The sequence below is a fragment of the uncultured Campylobacter sp. genome, from assembly GCF_938015785.1.
Lineage (GTDB): Bacteria > Campylobacterota > Campylobacteria > Campylobacterales > Campylobacteraceae > Campylobacter_B.
In genome coordinates, this window is record NZ_CALLWC010000037.1 from 18,435 (window position 1) to 41,440 (window position 23,006).

At 47.4% G+C, this 23,006-nt stretch carries 24 protein-coding genes; 14 read left to right on the plus strand and 10 right to left on the minus strand.

The window, feature by feature from the left end; all coding sequences use genetic code 11:
- The first annotated feature begins 50 nt into the window (after positions 1-50).
- The 9 genes from Q0393_RS05385 (at position 51) to Q0393_RS05425 (ending at position 8,107) form a co-directional block, all read left to right on the plus strand.
- Positions 51-1,115, plus strand: a complete 1,065-nt coding sequence (locus tag Q0393_RS05385) for a hypothetical protein (RefSeq protein WP_298978485.1) — start codon at positions 51-53, stop codon at positions 1,113-1,115.
- 103 nt (positions 1,116-1,218) lie between these two features.
- Positions 1,219-1,698, plus strand: a complete 480-nt coding sequence (locus Q0393_RS05390) for a hypothetical protein (protein WP_298978486.1) — start codon at positions 1,219-1,221, stop codon at positions 1,696-1,698.
- A 73-nt stretch (positions 1,699-1,771) separates the two neighbouring features.
- The gene (locus Q0393_RS05395) at positions 1,772-3,046 is read left to right on the plus strand and encodes a spore photoproduct lyase family protein (protein ID WP_298978488.1); all 1,275 of its coding nucleotides are present in this window, start codon (positions 1,772-1,774) and stop codon (positions 3,044-3,046) included.
- 363 nt (positions 3,047-3,409) lie between these two features.
- On the plus strand, positions 3,410-4,078 hold the full coding sequence (locus Q0393_RS05400; RefSeq protein WP_298978490.1) for an SDR family oxidoreductase: 669 nt from the start codon (positions 3,410-3,412) through the stop codon (positions 4,076-4,078).
- Positions 4,065-4,586 (plus strand): hypothetical protein, encoded by a 522-nt coding sequence (locus tag Q0393_RS05405; protein WP_298978492.1) that lies wholly within the window; start codon positions 4,065-4,067, stop codon positions 4,584-4,586. Before Q0393_RS05400 ends, Q0393_RS05405 begins: the two co-directional genes overlap by 14 nt.
- 88 nt (positions 4,587-4,674) lie before the next feature.
- Positions 4,675-5,175 (plus strand): hypothetical protein, encoded by a 501-nt coding sequence (locus Q0393_RS05410; RefSeq protein ID WP_298978494.1) that lies wholly within the window; start codon positions 4,675-4,677, stop codon positions 5,173-5,175.
- A gap of 1 nt (position 5,176) precedes the next feature.
- Positions 5,177-6,184 (plus strand): hypothetical protein, encoded by a 1,008-nt coding sequence (locus Q0393_RS05415; RefSeq protein ID WP_298978496.1) that lies wholly within the window; start codon positions 5,177-5,179, stop codon positions 6,182-6,184.
- Between the two features lie 100 nt (positions 6,185-6,284).
- A complete protein-coding gene (locus Q0393_RS05420; RefSeq protein ID WP_298978498.1) occupies positions 6,285-7,382 on the plus strand; it encodes a hypothetical protein in 1,098 nt (365 codons plus the stop codon).
- An 11-nt stretch (positions 7,383-7,393) separates the two neighbouring features.
- Positions 7,394-8,107, plus strand: coding sequence for a hypothetical protein (locus Q0393_RS05425; protein ID WP_298978500.1), 714 nt, complete (start codon positions 7,394-7,396; stop codon positions 8,105-8,107).
- A gap of 36 nt (positions 8,108-8,143) precedes the next feature.
- On the opposite strand, the gene Q0393_RS05430 is transcribed toward Q0393_RS05425, so the two are convergent.
- The 3 genes from Q0393_RS05430 to galU all read right to left on the minus strand — a co-directional run bounded on the left by Q0393_RS05430 (position 8,144) and on the right by galU (position 10,856).
- Positions 8,144-8,536, minus strand: coding sequence for a VOC family protein (locus tag Q0393_RS05430; protein WP_298978501.1), 393 nt, complete (start codon positions 8,534-8,536; stop codon positions 8,144-8,146).
- 234 nt (positions 8,537-8,770) lie between these two features.
- Positions 8,771-10,033 (minus strand): glucose-6-phosphate isomerase, encoded by a 1,263-nt coding sequence (locus Q0393_RS05435; RefSeq protein ID WP_298978503.1) that lies wholly within the window; start codon positions 10,031-10,033, stop codon positions 8,771-8,773.
- A complete protein-coding gene (galU, locus tag Q0393_RS05440) occupies positions 10,020-10,856 on the minus strand; it encodes a UTP--glucose-1-phosphate uridylyltransferase GalU (protein WP_298978505.1) in 837 nt (278 codons plus the stop codon). Before galU ends, Q0393_RS05435 begins: the two co-directional genes overlap by 14 nt.
- A gap of 70 nt (positions 10,857-10,926) precedes the next feature.
- Between galU and Q0393_RS05445 the strand changes: the two genes are divergently transcribed.
- Positions 10,927-11,535 carry a YigZ family protein gene (locus Q0393_RS05445; RefSeq protein WP_298978507.1) on the plus strand — a complete coding sequence of 203 codons (609 nt, stop codon included), beginning with the start codon at positions 10,927-10,929 and terminating at the stop codon, positions 11,533-11,535.
- Between the two features lie 221 nt (positions 11,536-11,756).
- On the opposite strand, the gene Q0393_RS05450 is transcribed toward Q0393_RS05445, so the two are convergent.
- Positions 11,757-12,965, minus strand: a complete 1,209-nt coding sequence (locus tag Q0393_RS05450) for an MFS transporter (protein WP_298978510.1) — start codon at positions 12,963-12,965, stop codon at positions 11,757-11,759.
- A gap of 163 nt (positions 12,966-13,128) precedes the next feature.
- Here Q0393_RS05450 and Q0393_RS05455 point away from each other — a divergent pair, with 163 nt between their 5' ends.
- The 3 genes from Q0393_RS05455 (at position 13,129) to Q0393_RS05465 (ending at position 15,174) form a co-directional block, all read left to right on the plus strand.
- The gene (locus tag Q0393_RS05455) at positions 13,129-13,500 is read left to right on the plus strand and encodes an HIT family protein (protein ID WP_298978512.1); all 372 of its coding nucleotides are present in this window, start codon (positions 13,129-13,131) and stop codon (positions 13,498-13,500) included.
- Positions 13,497-14,315 (plus strand): cache domain-containing protein, encoded by an 819-nt coding sequence (locus Q0393_RS05460; protein ID WP_298978514.1) that lies wholly within the window; start codon positions 13,497-13,499, stop codon positions 14,313-14,315. The genes Q0393_RS05455 and Q0393_RS05460 overlap by 4 nt, the downstream gene beginning before the upstream one ends.
- A 139-nt stretch (positions 14,316-14,454) precedes the next feature.
- A complete protein-coding gene (locus Q0393_RS05465; protein ID WP_298978515.1) occupies positions 14,455-15,174 on the plus strand; it encodes a hypothetical protein in 720 nt (239 codons plus the stop codon).
- A gap of 92 nt (positions 15,175-15,266) precedes the next feature.
- Here the strand turns inward: Q0393_RS05465 and Q0393_RS05470 are convergent, their stop codons facing one another.
- The 6 genes from Q0393_RS05470 to Q0393_RS05495 form a co-directional block, all read right to left on the minus strand.
- Positions 15,267-16,385: an ATP-binding protein gene (locus Q0393_RS05470; RefSeq protein WP_298978516.1), complete on the minus strand. Its 1,119-nt coding sequence runs from the start codon at positions 16,383-16,385 to the stop codon at positions 15,267-15,269.
- A complete protein-coding gene (locus Q0393_RS05475; protein WP_298978517.1) occupies positions 16,378-17,031 on the minus strand; it encodes a response regulator transcription factor in 654 nt (217 codons plus the stop codon). Before Q0393_RS05475 ends, Q0393_RS05470 begins: the two co-directional genes overlap by 8 nt.
- 26 nt (positions 17,032-17,057) lie before the next feature.
- Positions 17,058-18,029: an NrfD/PsrC family molybdoenzyme membrane anchor subunit gene (gene nrfD, locus Q0393_RS05480; protein ID WP_298978519.1), complete on the minus strand. Its 972-nt coding sequence runs from the start codon at positions 18,027-18,029 to the stop codon at positions 17,058-17,060.
- Positions 18,022-18,588 carry a 4Fe-4S dicluster domain-containing protein gene (locus tag Q0393_RS05485; protein WP_298978520.1) on the minus strand — a complete coding sequence of 189 codons (567 nt, stop codon included), beginning with the start codon at positions 18,586-18,588 and terminating at the stop codon, positions 18,022-18,024. The genes nrfD and Q0393_RS05485 overlap by 8 nt, the downstream gene beginning before the upstream one ends.
- 11 nt (positions 18,589-18,599) lie before the next feature.
- A complete protein-coding gene (phsA, locus tag Q0393_RS05490; protein WP_298978522.1) occupies positions 18,600-20,864 on the minus strand; it encodes a thiosulfate reductase PhsA in 2,265 nt (754 codons plus the stop codon).
- 85 nt (positions 20,865-20,949) lie between these two features.
- Positions 20,950-22,182, minus strand: coding sequence for an MFS transporter (locus Q0393_RS05495; RefSeq protein ID WP_298978523.1), 1,233 nt, complete (start codon positions 22,180-22,182; stop codon positions 20,950-20,952).
- A 156-nt stretch (positions 22,183-22,338) separates the two neighbouring features.
- Here Q0393_RS05495 and Q0393_RS05500 point away from each other — a divergent pair, with 156 nt between their 5' ends.
- Positions 22,339-22,905 carry a PAS domain-containing protein gene (locus tag Q0393_RS05500; RefSeq protein ID WP_005870765.1) on the plus strand — a complete coding sequence of 189 codons (567 nt, stop codon included), beginning with the start codon at positions 22,339-22,341 and terminating at the stop codon, positions 22,903-22,905.
- Positions 22,906-23,006 lie beyond the last annotated feature (101 nt).

A 23,006-nucleotide genomic window follows, 5' to 3' on the forward strand; every position in this document is an offset into this window, starting at 1 on the left:
CTTACATTATAGCTCAAATTGTTAAAATTGCGCTTTTGGAAGGGGCGGCGATGATACTAATCTGCACGGCTTTGCGCTGCGAAGCCCAAGCGATAATCGAGAGTTTTAAACTTACGCGTAGCGGCGATCTATTCGCAGGCGAGCAGATGCTTTTATATATCTGCGGCGTGAGATTCGGAGCTAAATTTAAAGCGGGCGCTGCAGGCGGCATAGAAATAGAATTTAAGAGCGAACCCGGCGCGGAATTTATTTGCCGTGCCGATACAGACGCAGAATTCGGGCGTAAGCTTCGCAGGGATCGGCGCGGCGCGGGCGCAAAATTTGAGCATTCTTCGGACGCGGGCGCACTCTGCGGCGTCGATGCAGAAACTGGCTTCGCGCAAAATGCAGCTAAAAATTTTAAAATTTCATATTTTAGCTCCACGAAAAATTCAGAGCGCTTAGGCGAAATTTTATTTTCGCGGCGCGTGGACTTTGCGCTAAACATAGGCGTCTGCGGCTGCGAGGATAAAGGCGTGCAAATCGGCGAGGCATTTTACTTTGACGGCACGGCAGCGCAGGAATTTTGCGGCGAGGACGGATCGGAGCTTTACGGCTTGCAGTCAATGGGGCGCGGCGTGCAGGCTCAAAAAATTCAAAATTTCCGCTCGCAGACATTTTGCGGCGCGAGTTTGGACTGCAAGCTACGGGCAAATTTAATCTGCGTGAACGAGTCTAAAATTTTAAACGCAGCGGAGCAGACCGATGTGGAAAATTTCGCAGCGATCAATGTATGCGGCGAGATAAACGCACAAGCCGTAACGCAAAGGGCGAACGATGCAGCAGATACAAAAAATTTCACGCACGACGCGGTGTGGACCGCAGCGCGCGCAACACAAAATACGCCGTGCACGGCAAAAGATGCTACCCGCGGGCGCGCAAATCGCGATATCAGGCTTTACGATATGGAGAGCGCGCTTTTCGTGAGCGCTTGCGAGTGCGCGCGCGTGCCGTGGGCGATGATGAAGATCGTAAGCGATCATCTGCGCGGCGAGAGGCTTAGCAAAGGCTTCGTCTATGAGCTCGTAAAGGCGAGCCTACCGCAAATCCGCGCCGCGATAAAGGGTAAAATTTAACTATGGATGCGTGCGCAAAAAACCGAGCCGAGAGATAAATTTCGGCTTCATATGCCGAATACGACGCGGAATTTGAAGGCATTGCGGAGGCGTAGGAGAAACGATGAAAATAAAAGACTCTTATCTGTATTTTGCCCTCTTGGCGTGCGCATGCATCGCGGCTTGCGCGTATGCCGTAGCGGATCTGTTCGCAGATCCGCCCTCGCTAGTCTTTTTAGCCCTTTTGCTCGCATTTGCCTGTATCGGGCTATGGCTGAAAGACGCTCTAATAGGCGCGCGCTACCTATTTTACTGCGTCTGCGTGCAACTACTCTTTGCAGCGGCCATTTTCGCCGCCCTTAAATTCCCCGCCATGGCGCAGTTTGTGCGCAGTATTGAGATAGGCACCGGCGGCACCGGCATACCGCTAGGCATCATTCTACTCGTGCTGCCCGCGTTTTTCTGCGCCCTGCCGTATTACTACCGAACGGGCGTCAAAAAAATCCCGCAAAAGCTCATACTCGGCGGAATTTTGATCCTAAACGTCGCTATTACGCTAGCTTACGCCTTCTATTTCGAGCGACTATTCTGCGGCGCGATCTGAAATTTCAACGATTTTCAGTGACGACGCGCGAAATTTAAGTATAATTTGCAAAATTTAAACGAAGCGGAGCAAGATGACGGAGGCGAAAAAGGAGTTAGGCACGCAGTTTGGCGTGAATCTGAGCGAGCGATCAAGCGCGTTTTTGGGCACGCTATTTGATAAATTTCACTTTTCATTTCAGCAAAAAAAGCAGCTAGCGGAGTTTGCGAGCGATTTTGAGGCGTGGGACGAGGCGCCAATTTATGAGCTACTTACAAGCGAGCAGTGCGGGCTAAATTTTAATAAAGCCAAATTTAATAAAGCAGGGAAAGTTCCAAGCGGCGAGCAAATTTTTAATTTCGTGCGCGAGGCTCGGCTGGAGCTTAAGTCGCGCCCGCACTCGTATGCGAGCTTCAAAAGCGACTACGAGCCGAAAAAATTTGAAATTTCCTCCTTTCGCGCAGAGCGCATCGCTCTAGGTCGCTGTCCGGTGGCGAGCGAAAACACGCGCTGCTGCAATCTGCTGACGCTCGATGCAGTTAATTCGTGCGGCTTTGACTGCTCGTATTGCGCGATCGGCTCCTTTTACAAGCACGGGAAAATCGGCTTTGACGAAAATTTCGCGGCAAATTTAGCGCGGCTGCGACTCGATCCCGCGCGCAGCTACCACATCGGCACGGGTCAGAGCTCCGACTCGCTTATGTGGGGCGATCGCTTCGGCATTTTAAGCGCGCTAACGGACTTTGCGGCGCGGCATCAAAACGTGATTTTGGAGCTTAAAAGCAAGTCGAACAATATTAAGTTTTTCCTGCAGCGCGAGATCCCACGCAATCTCATCGTTACATTTTCGTTAAATACGCCCGCGATCATTGCGAACGAGGAGCATCTAAGCGCGAGCCTGGATGCGCGGCTCGCGGCAGCCGAAGCGCTTGCGGCACGCGGCATTTTGGTGGGTTTTCACCTCCACCCGATGGTTTGGTACGAGGGGTGGCGGAGTGATTACGGCGCGCTTTTTGAGCAGCTGCTGCGCCGCTTCGATCCAAGCGGCGTCGCGATGGTCTCGCTCGGCACGCTTACTTTCATCAAGCCCGTCGTCAAGAAGCTGCGCTCTCGCGGGCTGCGGAGCAAAATTTTACAGATGCCCCTTGCGGACGCGAACGGCAAGCTGTCCTACCCGCCGCAGATCAAGCGCGAGCTTTTTAAATTTGCCGCGGACGCGCTTTTGCCGTGGCGCGAGCGGGTGTTTTTCTACCTCTGCATGGAGGATGCGAGCCTGTGGCGCGAGGTCTTGGGCTGCGAGTACGAAAGCAACGACGCGTTTGAGGAGGCGATGAAGGCGGCGTATTTCGCAAAGATACGGCGGCGCTAGACACGCTGTTTGTCGCAGATGTCGCGGCCTGTGCCGGCTCGTATGTGGCGTCAAGGCACAGCGCGAAATTTGCGGCGAGCTAGCGGTTAAAATTTAGCGGCGCGCCGAGTTTTATAAAATTAAATTTTATAAATCGTGCGGGACGGACACGGCGAGCAGCGATAAAATTTTACAAAGCGGCGGCGCAGCAAAACGCCCGCGGGCTAAATTTAAAATTTTACCCGGCAAAGTCGCGGCGCGGTTTAAATAATCCGCGTAAATTTAGCGGCGGACACAATGAGCAAAGAAAATTTAGCGCAGCGAAATTTACGTGACGCGCTAAATTTAACGCGCCGAAGCGGCATAAAATTTAAAGGAGAAAAGATGAAAGCATTGGTCACGGGCGCAAGCGGCGGTATCGGTAGCGCGGTTGCGGAGCTTTTGCGACAAAACGGCTATGAAATTTTAACGCTAAGCTCGCGCTTCGAGGATACGGACGCGCTGGCGAAGGAGTGCCGGACGCTGGCTGCGGCGCAAGGTATTGACGCGCTGATTTTGTGCGCAGGTACGGCGAAATTTGCGCCGCTTGAAGCGATGAACGAGAGCGAAATTTTAAAAATTTTAAACGTAAATCTTGCCGCAAACATCATAATCACGCGGGCGCTTTTGCCGAATTTAAAGCGCAACTGCGCCCATATCATCGGCATTGGCTCGATCGAGGCGCTGCGGGCGAGCCGCTTTAGCGCGGTTTATAGCGCGAGCAAGGCGGGGCTGAGGGCGTTTCTGCTCTGTCTTTTTGAGGAAGCGCGCAAGCAGATCAGAGTAAGCTGTATCAACCCGGACATCACCAAAACGCCCTTTTACGAGGATTTGAGCTTTGAGCCCGCAGATGATGAGGCGAGCTTCGTGGATGCGGGGGAGATCGCAAATTTCACGCTGCAAATTCTGCGCACGAAGTCCAACGTAAGCGAGTTTACGATCCGTCCGCAAATCGTAAATCTGCGGAAAAAATCAAAATTTAATCGCGAAGGAGGCGAGCTTGAAAATCGGTAAAAGTCATGTTTTTGTGCTAGCTGTGGCGCTTCTTATTATTTATGCCGTGTTTGTAAGCGGTAGCGGCGGGTATTGTAGCGCGAGAGAATTTTTTTCAGGCAGGCACGACGAAGAGGATGACGCTTGCATTGCTAAGCTGATAAAGCGCGCAGATGATGGAAATAGTTTTGCAGAAAGTAGGCTTAGATACCCAACTATGGAATATATCAAGCGAGTGTGCGAAAAGGGAGTGGAAAGCTTGGGTGAGCGAGAAAGATTTTATTTCGAGCGTTATAGTAAAGATCGTTGTAGCGCTTGGAGCTTTAAAACGCCCAAATCAAAGGGCAGCGAAGCAAATACGACAAGTAGCGGCGGTAATTTAGTGCGAGGTGATATGAACGCGACGGACGGCGAGAGAAATTTAACTCGCGCCGAGGCAAACAACGGCGAAGTTGGCACCGCGAGCAGCAAGGCGGACACTACGAAGCGCGAAGGAAATTATACGGAAGAGCAAAATGCTGGGCGATAAGATTAGCTTTGAGGGCGATATCGTAAATTTTATGTCGTTGGTCAAATTTGTGAAAAAATGAGTTAAAATTTATTACTCAAGGAAAAACATGGTAAAAAAGAGATCTTTAAAAATAAAAGGAAGCATATCGATTGCCATAATCCTGCTTTGGGCTTATTTTTTGATTACGACGCTGGGCGGTGATAGATACTGTGGCGTATGGAATTATATCGCAAATAGTGAAGAGGATGACGCCTGCATCGCCAAGCTGATAAAGCGTGCAGACGCGGGTAGTGAATTGGCGCTCAATCGGCTTAGATACCCTAGCAAGGCGTATATCAAGCGCGTATGCGAAAGAGGAGTAGAAAACTTAGGCGAGCGAGAGAGATATTATTTCGAGCGTTTAGGTGTAGATCGTTGCGAAGCTTCAAATTTTAAAGATAACGAAGCAAACACGACGAGCAGCGGCGGTAATTTAGCGCGAGGCAATGCAAACGCAACGGACGGCGAAGGAAATTTAACGCGCGCCGAGGCAAACAACGGCGAAGCCGACACTACGGACAGCAAAGCAAACATCGCGAAGCGCGAAGGAAATTCTACGGAAGAGTAAAATGCTGGGCGATGAAAATTTAGAAAAATTTTTCTCAAAAATCAACCCGGCGGAGTTTGGAATTTCGGCGGGCTCAAAGCTCGCTTCAAAAAATCATAAACTTGCAGGAAGCGCGAGAGACGGGAGCGACGGCGAGCTTTTAAAATCAAAAAATGGCGCGGAATTTTGCGGCAAACAGTCATATTCTAGCGGCGCGCAGCAAGCTGAAATTTTAAAATTTAATGCCGAGCTGCTGTTTAATGCCGAGCAAGCACACTTAAAATTTAACGTCCACCCATCACAAGCAGGGCTAGGTGCCCATCCGCCGCAGGCGCCGTTTGGCGCCGAGCGAGCGCAGGCAAAGATCGAAAATTTCATGCGCGATCTGCTGCAAAACTATGTGCTTTGCGTAAGCGGCGCGGAATTCGCCTTCGCGGAGATCGAGGCGTATTTCACGGGCGCGGATCGCAACACCTACAAGCGCACGTCGCGGGCGGGCGAGATATTTTTTCACAATTTCGGCTTTGACATTTCGTTTCGCAGCGTCCCGCAAAGCGGCGGCGGGATTTTGGTGCGAAGCCTGCGCGTCCTAAGCGGCGCAGAGCTTTTGGCGGGCGGATTACCTGGTTTCGCAGGCCGCTTATCTGGCTCGGAGGGCGACTTGAGCGGCTCCGCGGGCAACGGTCCGCTCGGCTCTACCGTCGCCACGCTTATACAAAATGGCGATTTTATCGCGGGTCCGCGCAAATGCATGGGTAAAATTTTAAATCTACAAACGCAAAATTTAAACTTCTCTTTAAAGCGTGCGCCGCAAATAGCGCATGCAGCGGGCTTTAGCAACCGAATCCGACGAGGCGAGATCGTAAATGAAGCGAATCTGGACGCAAATATGCCAAGCGGCGCGGCGGGCGCGGCGAAGCTTGCGAATGAGCCGCGCAGGCTTACTAGCGAGGAGTTTGAGGCATATCTGAGCGTGGGCTGCGCTGCGGCGAAAACATATAAAAAATCTCTGCAAAGATATGGCGGCTAAATTTTGATTGGACTGCGCGCAGCGGACGCGCGGTGAAATTTACTGAGCTTTAAGCGGCGGCGCTATAAAATGGCGCGTCCATCAAATTTAAAGGCGACAAATGGATCAAAGCAGGCTAGATGAATTAAAAAAGCCACTACAGAAGCGACATCAAGAGCCGAAGCGGGGCTTGGAACAAAATTCTAACGGCGAAAATTTTAAAGTCCCAAATTCTGAAATCCAGAATTTCGAAGCCTCTAATTTTGAAGTTTCGAATTTTGAATTCCTGAATTTTGAACCTCCGAATTTCGAAATCTTGAATTCTGAATTCCTGAATTTTGAATCTTTGAATTCCAAAGCACCGAATTCCGCTACTGATGCTTTAAATTTAGAAGGCAATTTAGAAGCCGAAGCGGATCAGAATTCTGCCTGTGAAAACAACGCAAAGCAGCAAAATTTTATCTCGGATGATAGCGGCTTTTTGCAGCATAATCCCAAAGCTAGGGATTACGATAACGAGCCGATAATAATCAAAAATTATGAGAGGCTATTGATATCTACAATTACGTTTTTATATATGCCTATGATTTTAGGTGGATATATTCTAAACATATGGGATTTAATTTTTTCAAAACACCATATATCGATGATGGAAATAGGCTCTAGTATTATATTCGGAATTTTTATAGCGATAGTATTGAGACTTATTTATAACAGCTGTGTAAGCAATAATAATTGCAAAATCTACTTTATGAATAATTCTATAGATTTCTATAACAACGGCGAGCTTGAGAGAAGGACCAACAATCTTCATTTAAATTATGTGATAGGCAAACCATTTTGGGGATATTGCAACGATGATAAAGTTCGTCGCTTCATTTATAATATTATTATAATTTTTTCTATTGCAGCCCTATCGTTTCTATCATCGCAAATTTTATTATTCTTCATTTTTTCAATACTTTCTGCAATCTTTTTGAAAATATTTTTTCACTTTTTGATCGTAGGCAATTTTAAGAATTTTTCATTCTTTTCTGCAATCGTAGTGGATTATCCGTACTATGAGCAGGAAAATACTTATTATTTAAGCTCTATTTTATCGGCAAAAAATTATTTAGTTTGCGTATATGATACGAAAAGGCTAAACGAAATAAAAGAATGGTTTTTAGTTCGAAAAAATATTAATATTGATAAAATAGAAAAATATTATCTTAGCTAAAGCGGGCGGTTATGGATACAAGAAACAAAGAGGTTGAGTTTAGAGATTACGACAAAGAGCCGATAATAATAAAAGACTATGCTTTTTACGATTATATGAAATATTCCACGATTGCTACGCTTATAGGATGCTTATTCTTCATCTCGGTCGTTACCGTAGTAAACCCCATTGAGCCCAAAAATTTTAGACTACTCCCTTTCGCTTTGGTAATGTTTTTTATCAGGCGAAAGCAACAAAAGGGCGTCTATTTCGTATTTAACGATTCGGATATCAAATATTACAAAGAAGATAAAGCTTATAAATCTTTGAAGCTTGAACAAATCGGCGCCGTTGCGATCAGTTTTGATCCGCGCTGGGACCGGCGGCAGAGGATAAGCATACCTGAAATGCTATTTTTGTCGCTTTGGCCTTTGGGCGCATACGTTATGCGCGGAATGCATGCGATGATCGCGCTAATTTCGATGATAGCAATTAGCCTATTCGGAGCGGGTATATTGATGCATCTTAAAAATGGCAGTTTCAGATGCTTGGGCATCTATGACCGACTTGTGGTATATGGCGAAACGGGCGATCTTAGAATTATAAATGTTTTGATTTATAGCGAAAAAGAGTATCTGGAATTAAGAGAGTATTTTATGCGCAAAACGCATATAGATTTGGATAGCGTCCCGCGCACCTTGTCGGTATTTAGCAAAAAGGTGAAATTTAGAAAATTTAAATTCTAACACTTCGCTTGGAATTTTGCCTTTAAAATTTACGCGCTAATCATCGCCGCTTTTATATACGCCGAGCTCTACGAGATTGCCGTCAGGATCGCGCAGATAGATACTTTGCATGGCGCCGCGCGCGCCGTTGCGAGGCACGACGCCAAGCTCTATTTGCACTCCTTTGCTTTCCAGCTCCGTTTTGAGCTGCTGCGCGCTTTGATCTTCGCAGATGAGGCAAAAATCCGCCGAGCCCGCGCTAGGACGCGCCGCAAACGGCGCGAACTCGCCCGCGCGGGTGTGGATATTGATCTTTGAGGAGCCGAAACGCAGGCTGTGTTTGTCGCCCTCGCAAACATGCTCTAAGCCCAAAACCCCTTCGTAAAATTCCACGCATTTTTGCAGATCGTCCGTAACTAGGACGAAGTGATCGATCTTCGTGATTTTCATCTCATCTCCTTGCGCGCTCACAAATCGCAAAATTTTTACGCCTCGCGGTGTAATTTTGGAATTTTACCGCGAAATTTTGTGACAAAATTCCAAATGCTCGTAGCGCGAAATCAAAATTTCGCGACGTAAATTTTAAAATTCTAAAATTTTGCCTAAGCAAAATAGGGTGCGAGTAGAGCCTGACTTTAGTAAAATTTAGACCGACGAAATTCCGTCTAGCTAGCGCCGCAAATTCTAATATCGCGATTTCAAAACTAGCGATTTTAAAATTCTCTTGCCTACCTCGACGCCCGGCTGATCGTAAGTGCTGACGCCCAGTATCGCTCCGGTAGCGCTGGTTAGCAGCTCGAAGTAGTAAAATAGCTCGCCCACGCTCTGTTCGCAAAGCCGCGAAACCTCGATTAGATCGACGCTGATGCCCTCGTTTAGCACGGCTTGCAGCGTAGCATCGCACTGAAGATTTAGCACCTCATCCAGTCGCATGCCGTTTACGAAGTCGCAGCCCTCAAGACCTTGCAGACTGATACCGGGCACCACGTCCGTAGTGCCGTTGTCCGTGAGCTTTAAGAAGGTCACGGTCTTATCCTTTACGCCGTCCATTATGAGCTGAAGGAAGCTGTGCTGATCGCGTGAGCCTACAAGCCCCACAGGAGTAAGCCCCTCGCGGCTAAAGCCGATCTTTTTACCTAGGCTTTCCGCCCAGAGCTGCACATACCACTCACCCAATGCGCGCAGCGCGTCGCCATAGCTAAAAAGGACGTTGATTTTCGCACTTTTGTGCGTGGCGTAGTGATGGGCTTTTCGTAGAATTTTATTCTCCGCGATTTTAGCGGGATCGCCTGCTAAAATTTCATCCAGATACCGCTCTTTTGCGGCGGCAGCTCCGCGTAGCATCGCGCTTGCATCAAGGCCTAGCCCAACTGCGGGCACTAGCCCTACCGCACTTAACACGCTAAAACGGCCGCCTACGTTAGCGGGCATATTTATCACGCAGGCGCCGTGCTCACGCGCGAAGATATCAAGCGGCGAGCCTGCATCGGTGATAAAGATGAAATTTTTAGCTAGCGCTTTTAAATTTGAAATTCCAAAACGCTGCAAAACCACTTTAAAAAGCGAGATTGTCTCGATTGTGCCGCCCGATTTGGAGGATACTATGAAGATAGTGCGAGCAAAATTTAGTCCTTCAAGCGCGCGGTTTACACTGTGCCCGTCGAGATTATCCAAAATTTCAAAGCGCAAATTCTTTCTTACGCGCGGACGCAGCATCTCATAAAGCGCTCGCACGCCTACGCTGGAGCCACCGATGCCCAAAAGCACGACCCCGTCGTAGCTTCGTGCGCTAAAAAATTCCTGCGCCCGCGCTATTACGCCCGCGCCTTGCTGCGGCAGGCGGTAGTAGCCTATCTCGCCGCTTTCGTATTCGGCGCGGATCTTTGCCGCTACTTCTTCTAGCGCGCCCTCTTTTGCCAGCGGGAAAAACAGCTCATTTTTTACCATCGCCGAATTCTCGCTCGTAGAAATATTTGATTGCCTCCACGTAGCCTTTTACTGAGCCGCAGTCGAAGCGAGTGCCTTTAAATTTATACGCGATCACCACGCCGTTTTGAGCCTGCTTCAAAAGCGCGTCGGTGATCTGTACTTCGCCGTTTTTACCGGGCGCCGTCTGCTCGATGAGATCGAAAATATTAGGTGTTAGGATGTAGCGCCCGATGATGGCTAAGCTCGACGGAGCCTCGCCGGGCTCCGGTTTTTCGATCATATCCGAGACCATTATCAGATCGTCGCTGATGCTCTTTCCCGCGATGATGCCGTATTTGTTTACGTCCTGCGGCGGCACCTCCATAACCGCAACGACGCTGCAGCGGTATTTTTCGTAAATTTTAACCATCTGCGAAAGCACGCCCTCGCCGTTTTCGTTCACGCACAGATCGTCTGCGAGCACCACGCCGAAAGGTTCGTCGCGGATTAAAATTTTACCCGTATAAATTGCGTTGCCGAGCCCCTTCATCTGCTCTTGGCGCGTGAAAGAGAAGGTGCAGCGCTTCATAAGTGCTCTGATCTCGTCGAGCAGATACTCTTTGCTGCTGCCTGAAATTTGATCCTCCAGCTCGTAGCTGCGGTCGAAATAATCCTCCAGAGCGCGCTTGCCGCGACCCGTGACGAAGGCCATATTATCCATGCCCGCTTCCAGCGCCTCGTCCACGCCGTAGTGAATCAGCGGCTTGGTAAGGATCGGAAGCATCTCTTTAGGTAGCGATTTGGTCGCGGGCAAAAAGCGCGTGCCGTAGCCCGCCGCGGGAAATAAACAGGTCTGGATCATGAAGCTCCTTTGATCTTTTTTTGAACTTTTATTATAATGCAAAAAAGATAAAATTCCGCAAAGGAAAGCCTTGAAAACGATTGAAAAAGAGATCAGCGCCGCGCAGGAGATCAAAAAATCAAGCTTCATCGCCTATTTAGCGCCGCTAGCGAGCTTCGAGGCGCTGCGTGCGCAGTTGCGGCAGCAGCATCCCAAGGCGCGCCATATCGTCTGGGCGTATCGCGCGCTGAACGAGCCCGGGCAGATCGTAGAAAACTCGAGCGACGACGGCGAGCCCAAATCGACTGCGGGCGCGCCGTGTCTAAACGCGCTTCGCGGCGCCGAACTAATTAATGCCGCAGTGCTCGTGGTGCGCTACTTCGGCGGCATCAAGCTAGGTACCGGCGGGCTGGTGAGAGCATACGCTAGTAGCGCAAATGCCGCGATAGACGCGGCTACGGACGCCGCAGAGTTAGTGGAATTCGTGCTGCGTAAGAAGTGCGCGTTTTTCGTGCCGTTTGCGGCGGTGGCTAAATTTGAACATTTTTTAAAAAAATCGGGCTTTGTTTATGAGGCGAGCTTCGGCGCTGCGGGAGCGGAGTTTAGCGCAGAGCTTAGCGCGGAGGAATTTGAAAAATTTAAAGGCTTTGCAGATGCTCTCGCGCCAGCTCTTAAAATGCTGCGCGAGCCGAAATTTTAAAATTTCAAAATTCTATAAAATTTAAAAGCTCGTCTCGGCTAAATTTGAAAGCATAAGCGGATTTTGCATTTTATCACAGCGAAATTTCAAAACTAAAGTGAAATTTCATCGTGCGAAACATAAAATCCGATAAATTTTAAAATTTTCAAAATTCTGTCGTAATTTAGCTTGCAAAATTTCGCGAAAATTCCGTCCGTAAATTTCAAAATCCCATAAAATTTTTAAAATTTTACGTGCTTCATCTTAGCTTCACGCACAGGTAGGCTTAGCAGAGCTGCAATAGCCGCTAGCGTCATATCCAAATACCACATATAATCATACGCGCCGTATGCCCGTACCGCAAGACCTCCGATATATGCGCCAAAAAATCCGCCGATTTGATGCGAAAGCATCGTAAATCCAAATAGGCTTGCTAAATATCGCGTCCCTAATAGCTTACCTACGGCAGCTGCAGTAGGCGGTACGGTCGCTAGCCAGGTAAATCCTAATCCCACGCTGAAGATATAAAACGTAAGGCTATCTTTGGGCGAGAGCACATAAGTACCAATAAGAGCGATACGCAGGGCATATATGCAAAACAAAATGACTTTACATCGCACTTTGGAAACACACCAGCCTACGAATAAGCTGCCTACGATGTTTGCGATACCAATCAGTGCGAGCGAAAAGGACGCTACCTGCGCGCCATGCCCGCTTAGCGCTACTTCGCTAGGCAAGTGCGTCACTAAAAACGCTACGTGAAAACCACACGTAGCAAAGCTTAAATTTATCAAAATATAGCTTTTATCGCGCAGTGCCAAACGCAGAACTTCGCCTAAGCTGCGCTTATCTTCTTCATGCAGGCTGGTTTGTTCGCCAAATAGAATTTTACCGCCTGCTAAAAGTCTTGCAAGCGGCAGAATTAGCAAGCTAAGCCCTGCGAGCGTAAAAAATGCGCCGCCGTATCCCAAAGTAGGCGTTGCGATACAAAACCCTATCATCGGTGCAAATAAAAACTGCCCGAACGAGCCGCCTGCATTTAACATTCCGCTAGCAACCGAGCGGATAGAAAATGGCAGGCGCTTTGCCATTAGGCTCATTAGAATCGGAAAACTACCCGCGCCAAGCCCCAGTGCAAGCCCAAAACCCATCGTTAATACAAGCGCGCTTTCACTACTAAATAACGGCACAAGAGTGCAACTAATCGCCAAAAGCACGCTGCCCCAAAACAGCACGACGTAGGCACCGAGCTTGTCTGCAAGTATCCCGCTAAGCGGTTGCGAAAAGCCCCATACCAGCTGCGTAGTTGCCATCGCAAAGCTTACTTGCGCGATGGATAGGGAATTTGCTTGCATTATAGGTTGCACGAAAAGACCTAATGACATACGAATGCCCATCGTAACCATCAAAATCGCCGCGGCGCATAGGATCATTACCCAAACTGATTTCATATATATTCCTTTTAAAAGGCAGAATTATAACATAAAAATTACGAATATATCGAGATTTTATAGATATATTTAATTAATGTGTTTTAGTATATTATTTATGTAAGAGGAATTTACCGAGCTTTAATGGGCTTTGCATTAAAATTCCGTTTTCAAGGAGAACGCGATGATTTACGAAGATGAGATGATTTACGTACAGCGCGAGGAGCACGAAGTGCCGTGGGTGAAGGTCTTTACGAAAGCGAAATTTAAGGAGCTTAGCGATTGCGACGAGGCGACGCTGGCGCATCTGTGGCGCGCCGTGCTTCAGTGCGAAAAGAGCCTGCGGGAGTTTTACGCGCCCGATAAGATCAACATCGCAAGCTTCGCCAACTACGTGCCGCGCGTGCATTTTCACGTCCAAGCGCGCTTTAAAAACGACAGCTTTTTCCCGGAGTCCGTCTGGGGAAAAAAGATGCGAAACGGCAAGCTAAATCTGCCAGAATTTAGCGAATTCGCAGAAATTTTAGCGGCAAATTTAAAGATGGAATTCAGATGATAGGCGCGCGCTCAAAAAAATACCTAAGCCTTTTCGCGCTTGCTTGCTGCGGCATCGCGCTTGCGTTTTATCTGCGCTTTAAAAGCGAGGAAAACGAGATAAAAATCAAGCAGCAGTTCGATTTTAGCGCGAGCCTGTTTGAAAAGATCGTCGATGAGGAGAAGCTAAACGCCTTTGCGATCTCGCTGATTTTATCGCAGAACAGCGACGTGGTGCGCTGCTTCGAGAGCGGCAAACACGGCGAGTGCATGGACGTGACGAAAAAATACAAAGACATTTTGAGTGCAGTGCCCTTCTATACGGGCGTGAAGATACATTTTCATACGCAAAACATCAGAAGCCTGGCCAGAAGCTGGAGCGACGAATTTTACAACGACGATCTGAGCTCCTTTCGCCATTCGCTTTTGCAGATCCGCCATAGCCTGCTTCCCAAAGCGCTTGTGGAGATGGGGCGGTGTGGGGTTTTTATGCGCGGAATTTCGCCGGTTTTTAGCGACGGCAAATTTATCGGAAGCGCCGAGATAATGCTCGATTTCGAGCACGTCATCGCGCAGATCAACCGTATGGGAAACGATATTTTTATCCTCGTAGATAAGAGGTTTGAAACCGATTGCTTTTACGATAAAATAGGCGTTATCAAGGACTTTATCGTCGTAAACAGCGCGCCGGATTACGACGTTTTGTCGATTTTGGCGACGCTTGATTTTGGGGCGCAGAGCTTTATCAAAAAGGACGGGCATTATTTTTACGTGAGGGCATTTTCGGACGAAAACGGCACGAAGCTGGGCTATATAATTTTGCACCGCGAAGGCTAGCGGCGGGATTTAAATTTAGGCGCCTATCGCTTGTTTATTTCGTAGCGGCGGCGGCAGCGCGGCGAGCGAGCGTTTTAAATTTAATCGCAAGATCGCGGAAATTTACGCTGGAATTTTAAATTTTAAAAGGAGCGTCGGTATGAAATTTTATAAATCTCTTAAATTTAAAGTGCTAGCTGGCGTGCTGCTTCTTATAATAATACTCTGCGCCGTATTTATCCGCATAATCCCCGATTATTCCACTTCGCGAGGCTTCGCCGTAGTTACTATTTTTGGCTACAACAAATACAAGCAAGGATACTGCCTTAAAGAGGATAGAATTTTACCCAAAGAGGAGTTGTATAAAAGAGCTATTACTGAGTATTTGGAAAAAGAATTAGAAGCTACTATTTTAATTAATAATTTTCGTTGCAAAAAATATGGAAGATCTTGGTGCAAAATGAATAAAGTTTCATATTATAAAGCCAAAAATCGTAACTTAAATGAAATTTTGCGAATTTTAGAGACTGAAAAAAATGATATAGAATATGTTGTTTTAAATAAAATAGAAGTTGTAAGTATAAATCCAAGCAAATATATTAAAATAAATTTAAATAAGATGAGTGCCGGTTTTAATGAGCCGATATTTTTTGAAAATTTATTATTTTTAGATTATAGTTTTCTTTTATATGACAATTTTATAGCTTTAAATCATAGTGTATTTATAAGTAATTTTACAACAGCCAAAAAATTCTTGTCAGAATATTATATCGATAAAAAAAATCAACCGGTTGTAAAAAATCAATTTGACAATTGTGGTAACTTAAATTTTGATGTACAAGAATATTATTTAGAATCAAGAGAGGCAAAAGGCGGCTGAAAATTCCCTTCAAAAGGAAATTTTAAAAAGCCCTAGCCGCATAAATTTTACTTTTAAAATTTTAAAATTTGCGTCTAAATTTACGCGGCGTTTTAATCCAAAAGCTTCTGCTTAAACAGCGGGATTTTGTAGCAAAAGGTGCTGCCTTCGCCGAGCTTCGAGCTGACGCTTTTTGCGATTCCGTAGCGCTTGCAAATTTTATCGATTATGTTTAGCCCGAGGCCAAATCCGCCAAGAGCCGCGTTTTCGCGCGAGTATCTATCCCAGATCGCGCTCGTATCCTTTATGCCGATACCGAAATCCTGCACGCTAAATACCGCTATGCTCACCCCTTTTTCCAGCCCGATGATGATCTTGCCGCCGGGGCGCGAGTATTTTATGGCGTTGCTTAGGGTGTTGTCGATGAGGCGCATTAGCGAGGTTTCGTCCATAAAGACGCTCACATCGGGCGTTATTCGCGATTGCAGACTTATGTTTTTGCTTTTTGCGACCAGATAGATGAAATTTATCCTAGCGCTCAAAAACTCGCTCATATCGATGCGGCGGCTTTTGAAGCTCATCTTGCCGCTTTTGATGAAGTACTCCACGTCCTCGTAAGTAATTACCATCTGCTTGAGCGCGGATTTTATTCGCGCCGTGTGTTTGTCGCGCAGCCCAAGCATCTCGGTGTTGATGAGCGCGACGCCTAAAGGGGTCTTTAGCTCGTGCATCGCGTCGTTGAAAAACGCCTTGATGAGGTTGCTTTGCTGTGCGTAGAAATTTTTTATGATTTTGTAGTTAAACAGCGCGATGATGAGCGCTACGAAAATCGTGATAAAGATCGTAGAGATCGCGATAAATTCTATCTTTGCGTAGCTTATCTTTTTTGAGATGACGAAAAAATGCAGCTTGCCCTCATGCAGAAAGTGGCGCTTAAAAAATACCCGCCCGCCGAATTTCAGCGTGATAAACGCAAAATCCGGCGGTTGGACGCTGAGGTTTGATCTTAAAATTTCGCCGTTTGCGTTTAGGATCGCGTAGTCGTAGATGAGCTCGTCTTTTAGATTCAGATCCGCACCGGCTAGGGCTTCGCCGCTTTTTTGTATCAGCTCGGCGACGTCGGCGCTCTCCTCGATTTTGGAATTTAAATAGATTATATAAAGACTCTCGCTTATAAAGGCGCCTATGATGAAGATCGCGCTAAAAAGCGTAAATTTAAACCCCTTAAGCATTGATTTTATATCCGAGTCCGCGGCTGGAGAGGATGAAGTCGTTGCTCGTTTTGGAGCGGAGGTTGCTGATATGCACGCGCACATCGACGCTGCCCGCCTCGCCGTCCCATACGTCGGCGATGAGTTCATCTACGCTTACGAATCTTTTGATATTGACGAGCAGAAATTCTATAATCTTGATCTCTTTGGCGCTTAGCGATATCTCTTCGTCCGCGCGTTTTAAAATTTTTAAATTTGCAAAGTAGTGAAATTTATCCGCGATCTTGACGGCACCCTTTTCGTCGCCGAAATACTTTCGCATCAGCTCGCTTACTCTAAATTTAAGCTCAGCTAGGTGGAAAGGCTTTTTTAGATATTCATTGCAACCTAGCTCGTAGCACTGGCTCAAATCGTCGATGTCGCCGAGCGAGGTCATCATCATCACGGGGGTGTTGAGGCCGAGGCTTCGCACATATCTAAGCACCTCTTCTCCCGAAACCTCCGGCACTTTGATGTCTAAAATCAGCAAGTGGTATGCATTCGCGGCGATCTTATCGCAGGCTACGTCGCCGCTTTCGCATTCGTCCACCTCGTAGCCGAGCTCCTGCAGATACTCACTTACGCTGCTTCTGTATTCAAAATCGTCTTCTAAAAGTAAAATTTTCAAACTCGTTCCCTAAATCGGGAGCGAGACTACGCTCCCGTGCAAATTTGCCCCGCATATACAACGAAGTAGCGAAGCAGAATGACGCCGCAAAGCACGACGAAAGAATTTAAAACTATAAACGCAGGCTTGTAGGCGTGGTTTTTCAACGCCGTAAAGGCGATGATGATCGGAGCGATGAGCCCCGTGCCTAAAACGCCGATCCAGAAAATTTTACCGTAAACCTCGTGCGTCAAAGCCTGCTGTGCCGCAAGCGCGCTAGTACCACCCTCGAAATACATCCCGACAAATAGAATGAACAAAAGCGGAATCTCAAAGAGTATCGCGCGCAGATCAAGCACCAAAAGGTATTTTATGCTATCTTTGTTTAACGAGCCTTTAAAAAACAGAAGCCCCACTAAAATGCTCGCCGCGATGCCGCTGGAAAAGCCCGACAGCAAAAATAAAATCGGCAGCACCGGAGTATTCCAAAGCGGAATTTTCATCACCGCGCTTAATAAAAAGCCCGTGTATGCGCCCACGCAAAGAGCAAGGATAAACAAAATTCGCTCGAAGAGTTTGGAAGCTTTGGCAAACGAGCTTAGCAAATTTACGATAGGTCGCAGGAACGCAAGTAGTTTAAATTTGCAAATTTCCTCGCCGAATACGCATAGCGCAAATACAAAGCTAAACGGCACGTAGATCAAAAGCGCCGCCACGCCGAGACTCATCACCGAGCCGAAGTTAAATTTGATCAGCAAAAGATAAAAGCTAAATGGCTTGCCCAGATCAAAGATTAAAAGCAAAAGCCCCGCGCAGATCGTAAGCGGCGCCGTGATCGCACCCGCTCTAATCATCGCATCCCAGATGGAATTTTGCTCGCTTTCGTGGCGATTCCATTTAACTAAAAGCGCCACCATCGTCGCTCCCGCGCTAAGACCCGCCAAAAATAGATAGATCGCAATCGGCCAAGGCCAGTAAATTTCAGAGTATTGGCTCATATCGCCCCACATATTATTCATAGCGTCCTCCTTTTTTGTTTTTGATATTCGCTAGACGCGGCTTGGTGTTTAGATATGCTTTTGGATATTCTACGCTTGTTTTGGCTAGCAGCTTATTTACCCCAGAGCCTGCGTCGTTTACGTCGCCGAAAACTAAAGCGTCGGTCGGGCACACGCTTACGCAGGCAGGCTGCAAGCCTTTGCTAGTGCGGTTAGTGTAGCAAAAGGTGCATTTACCGATAGCGTGAGTGATAGGATCGACAAATCTAGCGTCGTAAGGACAGGCCAGGATGCAGTATTTGCAGCTGACGCAAAGCCTCTCATCTATGAGCGTTACGCCGTCTTTGGTTTTAAAGCTCGCTCCCGTAGGGCAGACGTCCACGCAGGGGCTATCCTCGCACATAACGCAGCTGGCGCGCGAATAATCTAGCTTTAAGCTTGGAAAAACGCCGCTTGTTTTGCCGTGCACCTGCAGCCTATAAACGCCGCTCGGTACGCCGTTTTCGTTCCTGCACGCAACCGAACAGGCTTGGCAACCTATACATAAATTTTCGTCGTGAATCATTATGAGTTTCTTCATAACCGCCCCTTTCAAATTTTAACTATATCGACGCCGACGTTGGTTACCATCGTGCTTACCACAGGACCCGCAGCCGGATCGAGAAGGACGCTTTGGTTCGTGCCTATACCGTTCGTGCGCTTTAGCCCCGGGCTTACGTGCCCAAAGCCGTGGTATAAAAATAGGCAGTCGTCTCTGATGCCTTGCGTGACGAAAATTTTAGCTTTTTGCTCGCCGAATTTATTTTTAAGCTTCACGATATCGCCCGTCTTTAGCCCCTCTGCTTTTGCAGAAGCGGGGCTGATCCAAACCGGCGATTCGCTCATCATATCGTTTAAAATTTTGACATTTTGAGTGTGTCCGTTGGTGTGAAACGCGGTCTTGCCGGTCATTAGGCAGTATTTGTGTCCGCCAAATACGTCCATACCCTCGGTGTTTAAGCAGCCGTATCCCGCGAAAAGCTCCTCCACTTTCGGCGCGAAAAGCTCGATCTTGCCGCTCGGGGTTTTAAATTTCATCTGTGAGCTCATCTCGCCGTTTTCGTCCACGAACTCCGCCGCAGCAGGATATTTATCGATAAATTTAGCCACGAGCTTCGGCTCTCGGTAATACAGCTTCGGTACCTTGTAGCTTACGTAGCCGTTTTTGATTAAATTTGCGATCAGCTCGGCGTTGCCTTTGGCTTGCTGCATGCGGTATTCGTCGATGTTGTTCCAGGTGTAATCTTTATCGATCTTCATCACCCTCGCAAGCTCTCTAAAAATTTCATAGCCGCACTTCGTATCGCCCACCGGCTCAACGGCCTTGTTTCGCATCACAAATCCCGGCGCGGTGCCGCCTTTGTTTTGAATCGACTCGTCGCGCTCCAAATACGTGGATTCGGGCAAGATCACGTCGGCTAGGCACGCAAAGTCGCTCATATACACGTCGATTGCGAGCACGAAGTCTAGCTTTTTGATCGCCTCTACGCTCTTATCCACACCCGCAACGTTGATGAGGTGGTTAAAGCGCGTGCTGACCCAGCCTTTTACGGGGTAAGGCTTTTCGCTTAAAATCGTAGGCGCGATCTGCATTAAAACGCCGTGTTTGCGCGGCACGAAGAAATTTTCGCTACCTTCCTCGCCGCAGCCGTCGATGCGCGCGGTCTTTGGAATTTTAAAATTTTTATCCGGGTTTGAGATAGTAGGGAATAGATCCTCTTTGCAAAGCGCGTTGAAGGTTTTGGAGTCTTTAGAAAAGTAAATTCCGCCCTTTTTCTCGACGTTTCCCATCAGCGCGTTTGCGATCGCGATGGCGCGCGTGCGGATATATTCGGCCTTAGCGGTCGTGGTTTTATGACCCCAGTCGATTACGACTGCGGGAGCTGCGGCGTAAATTTCATTTGCGATGCGCTCTACCTTGTCCGCTTTGATCCCCGTGATGGCCTCCTGCCAAAGCGGCGTCGTATCCTTCACCGATTGCCTTAGCTCCTCTAGCCCTACGGCGTATTGTTCGATAAATTTTTTGTCGTATTTGTTATCGCGCAGCCAGACGTGGATTAGCGCCATCAAAAACGCCGCGTCGGTTCCCGGTTTTATCGGCAGCCACTCGTCAGCTTTGGAAGCTACGACGCTAAAGCGCGGATCGAGAACCAAAAGCTTTACGTCCTCTCTGCTTGCGGCTTTTGCGAGCTTTTTAGTTTTTGAGATGTCGATGCCCTCAAAGAGATTGTGACCGAAATTTACGATATATTTTGCATCGCCGTAGTCTCTTTGCATGTTGGTGCCGAAGGTGTGCGGTACGGCGATATTGTAGGTGACCGGGCAACAGGACCAGTGCGAGTAGATGTTCGGACTGCCGTATGCACAGGCGAAATTCATCATCTGGGTGTGGTGTTCGCCCGTTTTAGAGGTAAAAACTACGCTTTGCGGGCCGTATTTTTGCGAAATCTCGCCAAGCTTCTGCGCGCAAATTTTAAGCGCCTCGTCCCAGCTCGCCTCTTTAAATTTGCCCTCGCCGCGCTCGCCTACGCGAATGAGCGGCTTAATGAGCCTCTGATCGTCGTAGAGCTGATTTATGCCCGCGCCTCCGCGAGCGCAGACCGAGGTTTTGTTTGAAAAGCGATGGTTGCCCTCGATGAGAGCGCCGCGACCGTTTTTGACGGTCACCTCGATAGGACAGCGCGAGGAGCACATCTCGCAGACGCTGGCGACTTTCTTTTCCGTCCCGCCTGTAACCGCGCTAGCGTTTAAATTTAGATTTAGCGTCGCTAGCGTGCCGATTGCGGCGGTGCTTTTTAAGAAATTTCGTCTATTCATAAAAACTCCTTACCTTTAAATTTCGGTAGGAATTCTAAGGCTTCATCGTAAAAATAAGGTTAATTTTGATAATGCAGCTTTTGGCTTAGACTTTATCTCGAAAGATAAAATGCATCCTGCGCCGTATTCTAAAGCCGTAAAATAGCGCCAGCAGTAGCAAAATGCTAATTGCACCGCAGATTGCAAGGGCTACGCGAGCGCCTAATAACTCGGTAAAAAAGCCCGATATGAGCGCTCCAAATGGCGTACTACCTATTAAAAATAGCGCGTATAAGCTAAGTACGCGCCCGCGGAATTCGTTGCTTACGTGCATTTGCACGGTGGAGTTGATGCTTGAGTTTGTGATTACGAAAAGAAATCCAGTTACGGCAAGCCCTGCCGCAGCCCATGCGAAGGAATTTGCAGCCCCAGTAAGAGCTAAGCTCACTCCCATAGCGATCGCGCACGATCTGATTTTGCGGATGCCAAGTTTATCAAAAACTGCTACGAAAAGCGCGCCGCAAAAGGCTCCCACGCCTAGAGCCGACATCAAATATCCAAAGCTTCGCTCATCCGCGTCTAGGCTAAGCTTAACAAGTGCCGAGATCGTTACATTATAATTTGGCACCAGCGTCGCTACGATAAGCACTATTATCATTAGCTCGCTTAGAATTTTTTTGTGCGATACATACGAAATTCCAGCACCGATCGAGGCAAAAACGCCTCCGCTTCTGCTAGATAGCGTAGTAACGGATGGCGGAATTTTTATGAAAAACAGCGAAACGATGATGCCTAAAAAGCTAAGTGCATTGAATAAAAAGCAAAAGCCCACGCCCCACAGCGCCATCACGATCCCTGCAAGTGCGGGCCCTGCGATACGAGCGACGTTGAAGGACATAGAATTTAACGCTATGGCGTTGGCTAGATCGCGGGGCGAGTCGATGAGGTCTTTTACCATCGACTGACGGCTCGGGGCATCCATGCTGGTAAAGATGCCGCTTGCAAAAGCGCAAAATAAAATTTTGCCGAAAGAATATAGCTCGCAAAAGCTCATAACCGCGAAAATTGAGGCAGTCACCGCCATGCCTATTTGAGCAAGTAGAAGGATCTTTTTGCGATTAAACTTATCTAGCAGTACACCGGAAAACGGCGTGAAAAGTAGCGCGGGCAAGAACCTCGCCGCAGCTACGAGGCTGACCTTAAAAGCATCTGCGGTTATGCTTAGCACTAGCCACGGCAGCGCGACGCTTTGCATCCAAGAACCGATCAGCGAGAGGTTCATCCCGATCCAATAAATTCTAAAATTTGAGTATTTAAGCGATAGGAAGGGATTTTTCAACGCGCTGCCTTTTGAAATTTTGATTTGAGATTATACATTAAATTTTAAAAATTCACTTAAAGATTTAACATTTATAAAAATTTAACGAAAATTTAATATTTCTGAAAAGAAAAATTTTATATACTCTGCAATAAATTTTTAAGCAAAGGATTAAAAATGCAAAGACCGACTCCGATTAATCAGGAAATCAAACTCGATGAGAAGCGCTATATAGTTTCCAAAACCGATCCGAAGGGCATTATCACGTTTGCAAATCCGTATTTTTGTATGATTTGTGGCTATAGTGAGCTTGAGCTTTTGGGGCAGCCGCATAACATCATACGACATCCAGACATGCCGCGCATAGCGTTTAAGCTCATGTGGGATACGATACAACAAGGCAAGGATTTTACCGCCGTGGTTAAAAATTTAGCCAAAGACGGGCGCTTTTATTGGGTCATTACGGAATTTACTTCTAAAAAAGACCCTGTAACAGGGCAGATCACCGAATACACGGCATTTCGCAAGGCTCCACCAAGATCCGCGATTGAAACTATAGAGCCAATTTATAGGGCGTTGCTGGATGCTGAAAGAAACGGCGGTATGCAGGCTAGCCAAAAGGCGCTCGTGGACTTTTTAAAAAGCAAAGGCGAGACCTATGAGAGCTGGATCGCAAAGGTCTCAGGCAAATCAAATCCGCTCACCGCAATGTTTTTTAAGGCGATGAAAAAGCTTTTTAGCTAGTCCAGTTAAAATTTAATGCAAACCCCGCGCAATGCGATTGTTTGGCTTTGCGCGAGAAAAGGCAGATAAAGTACAAAACCGCCCGTTTATGAAATTTTGAA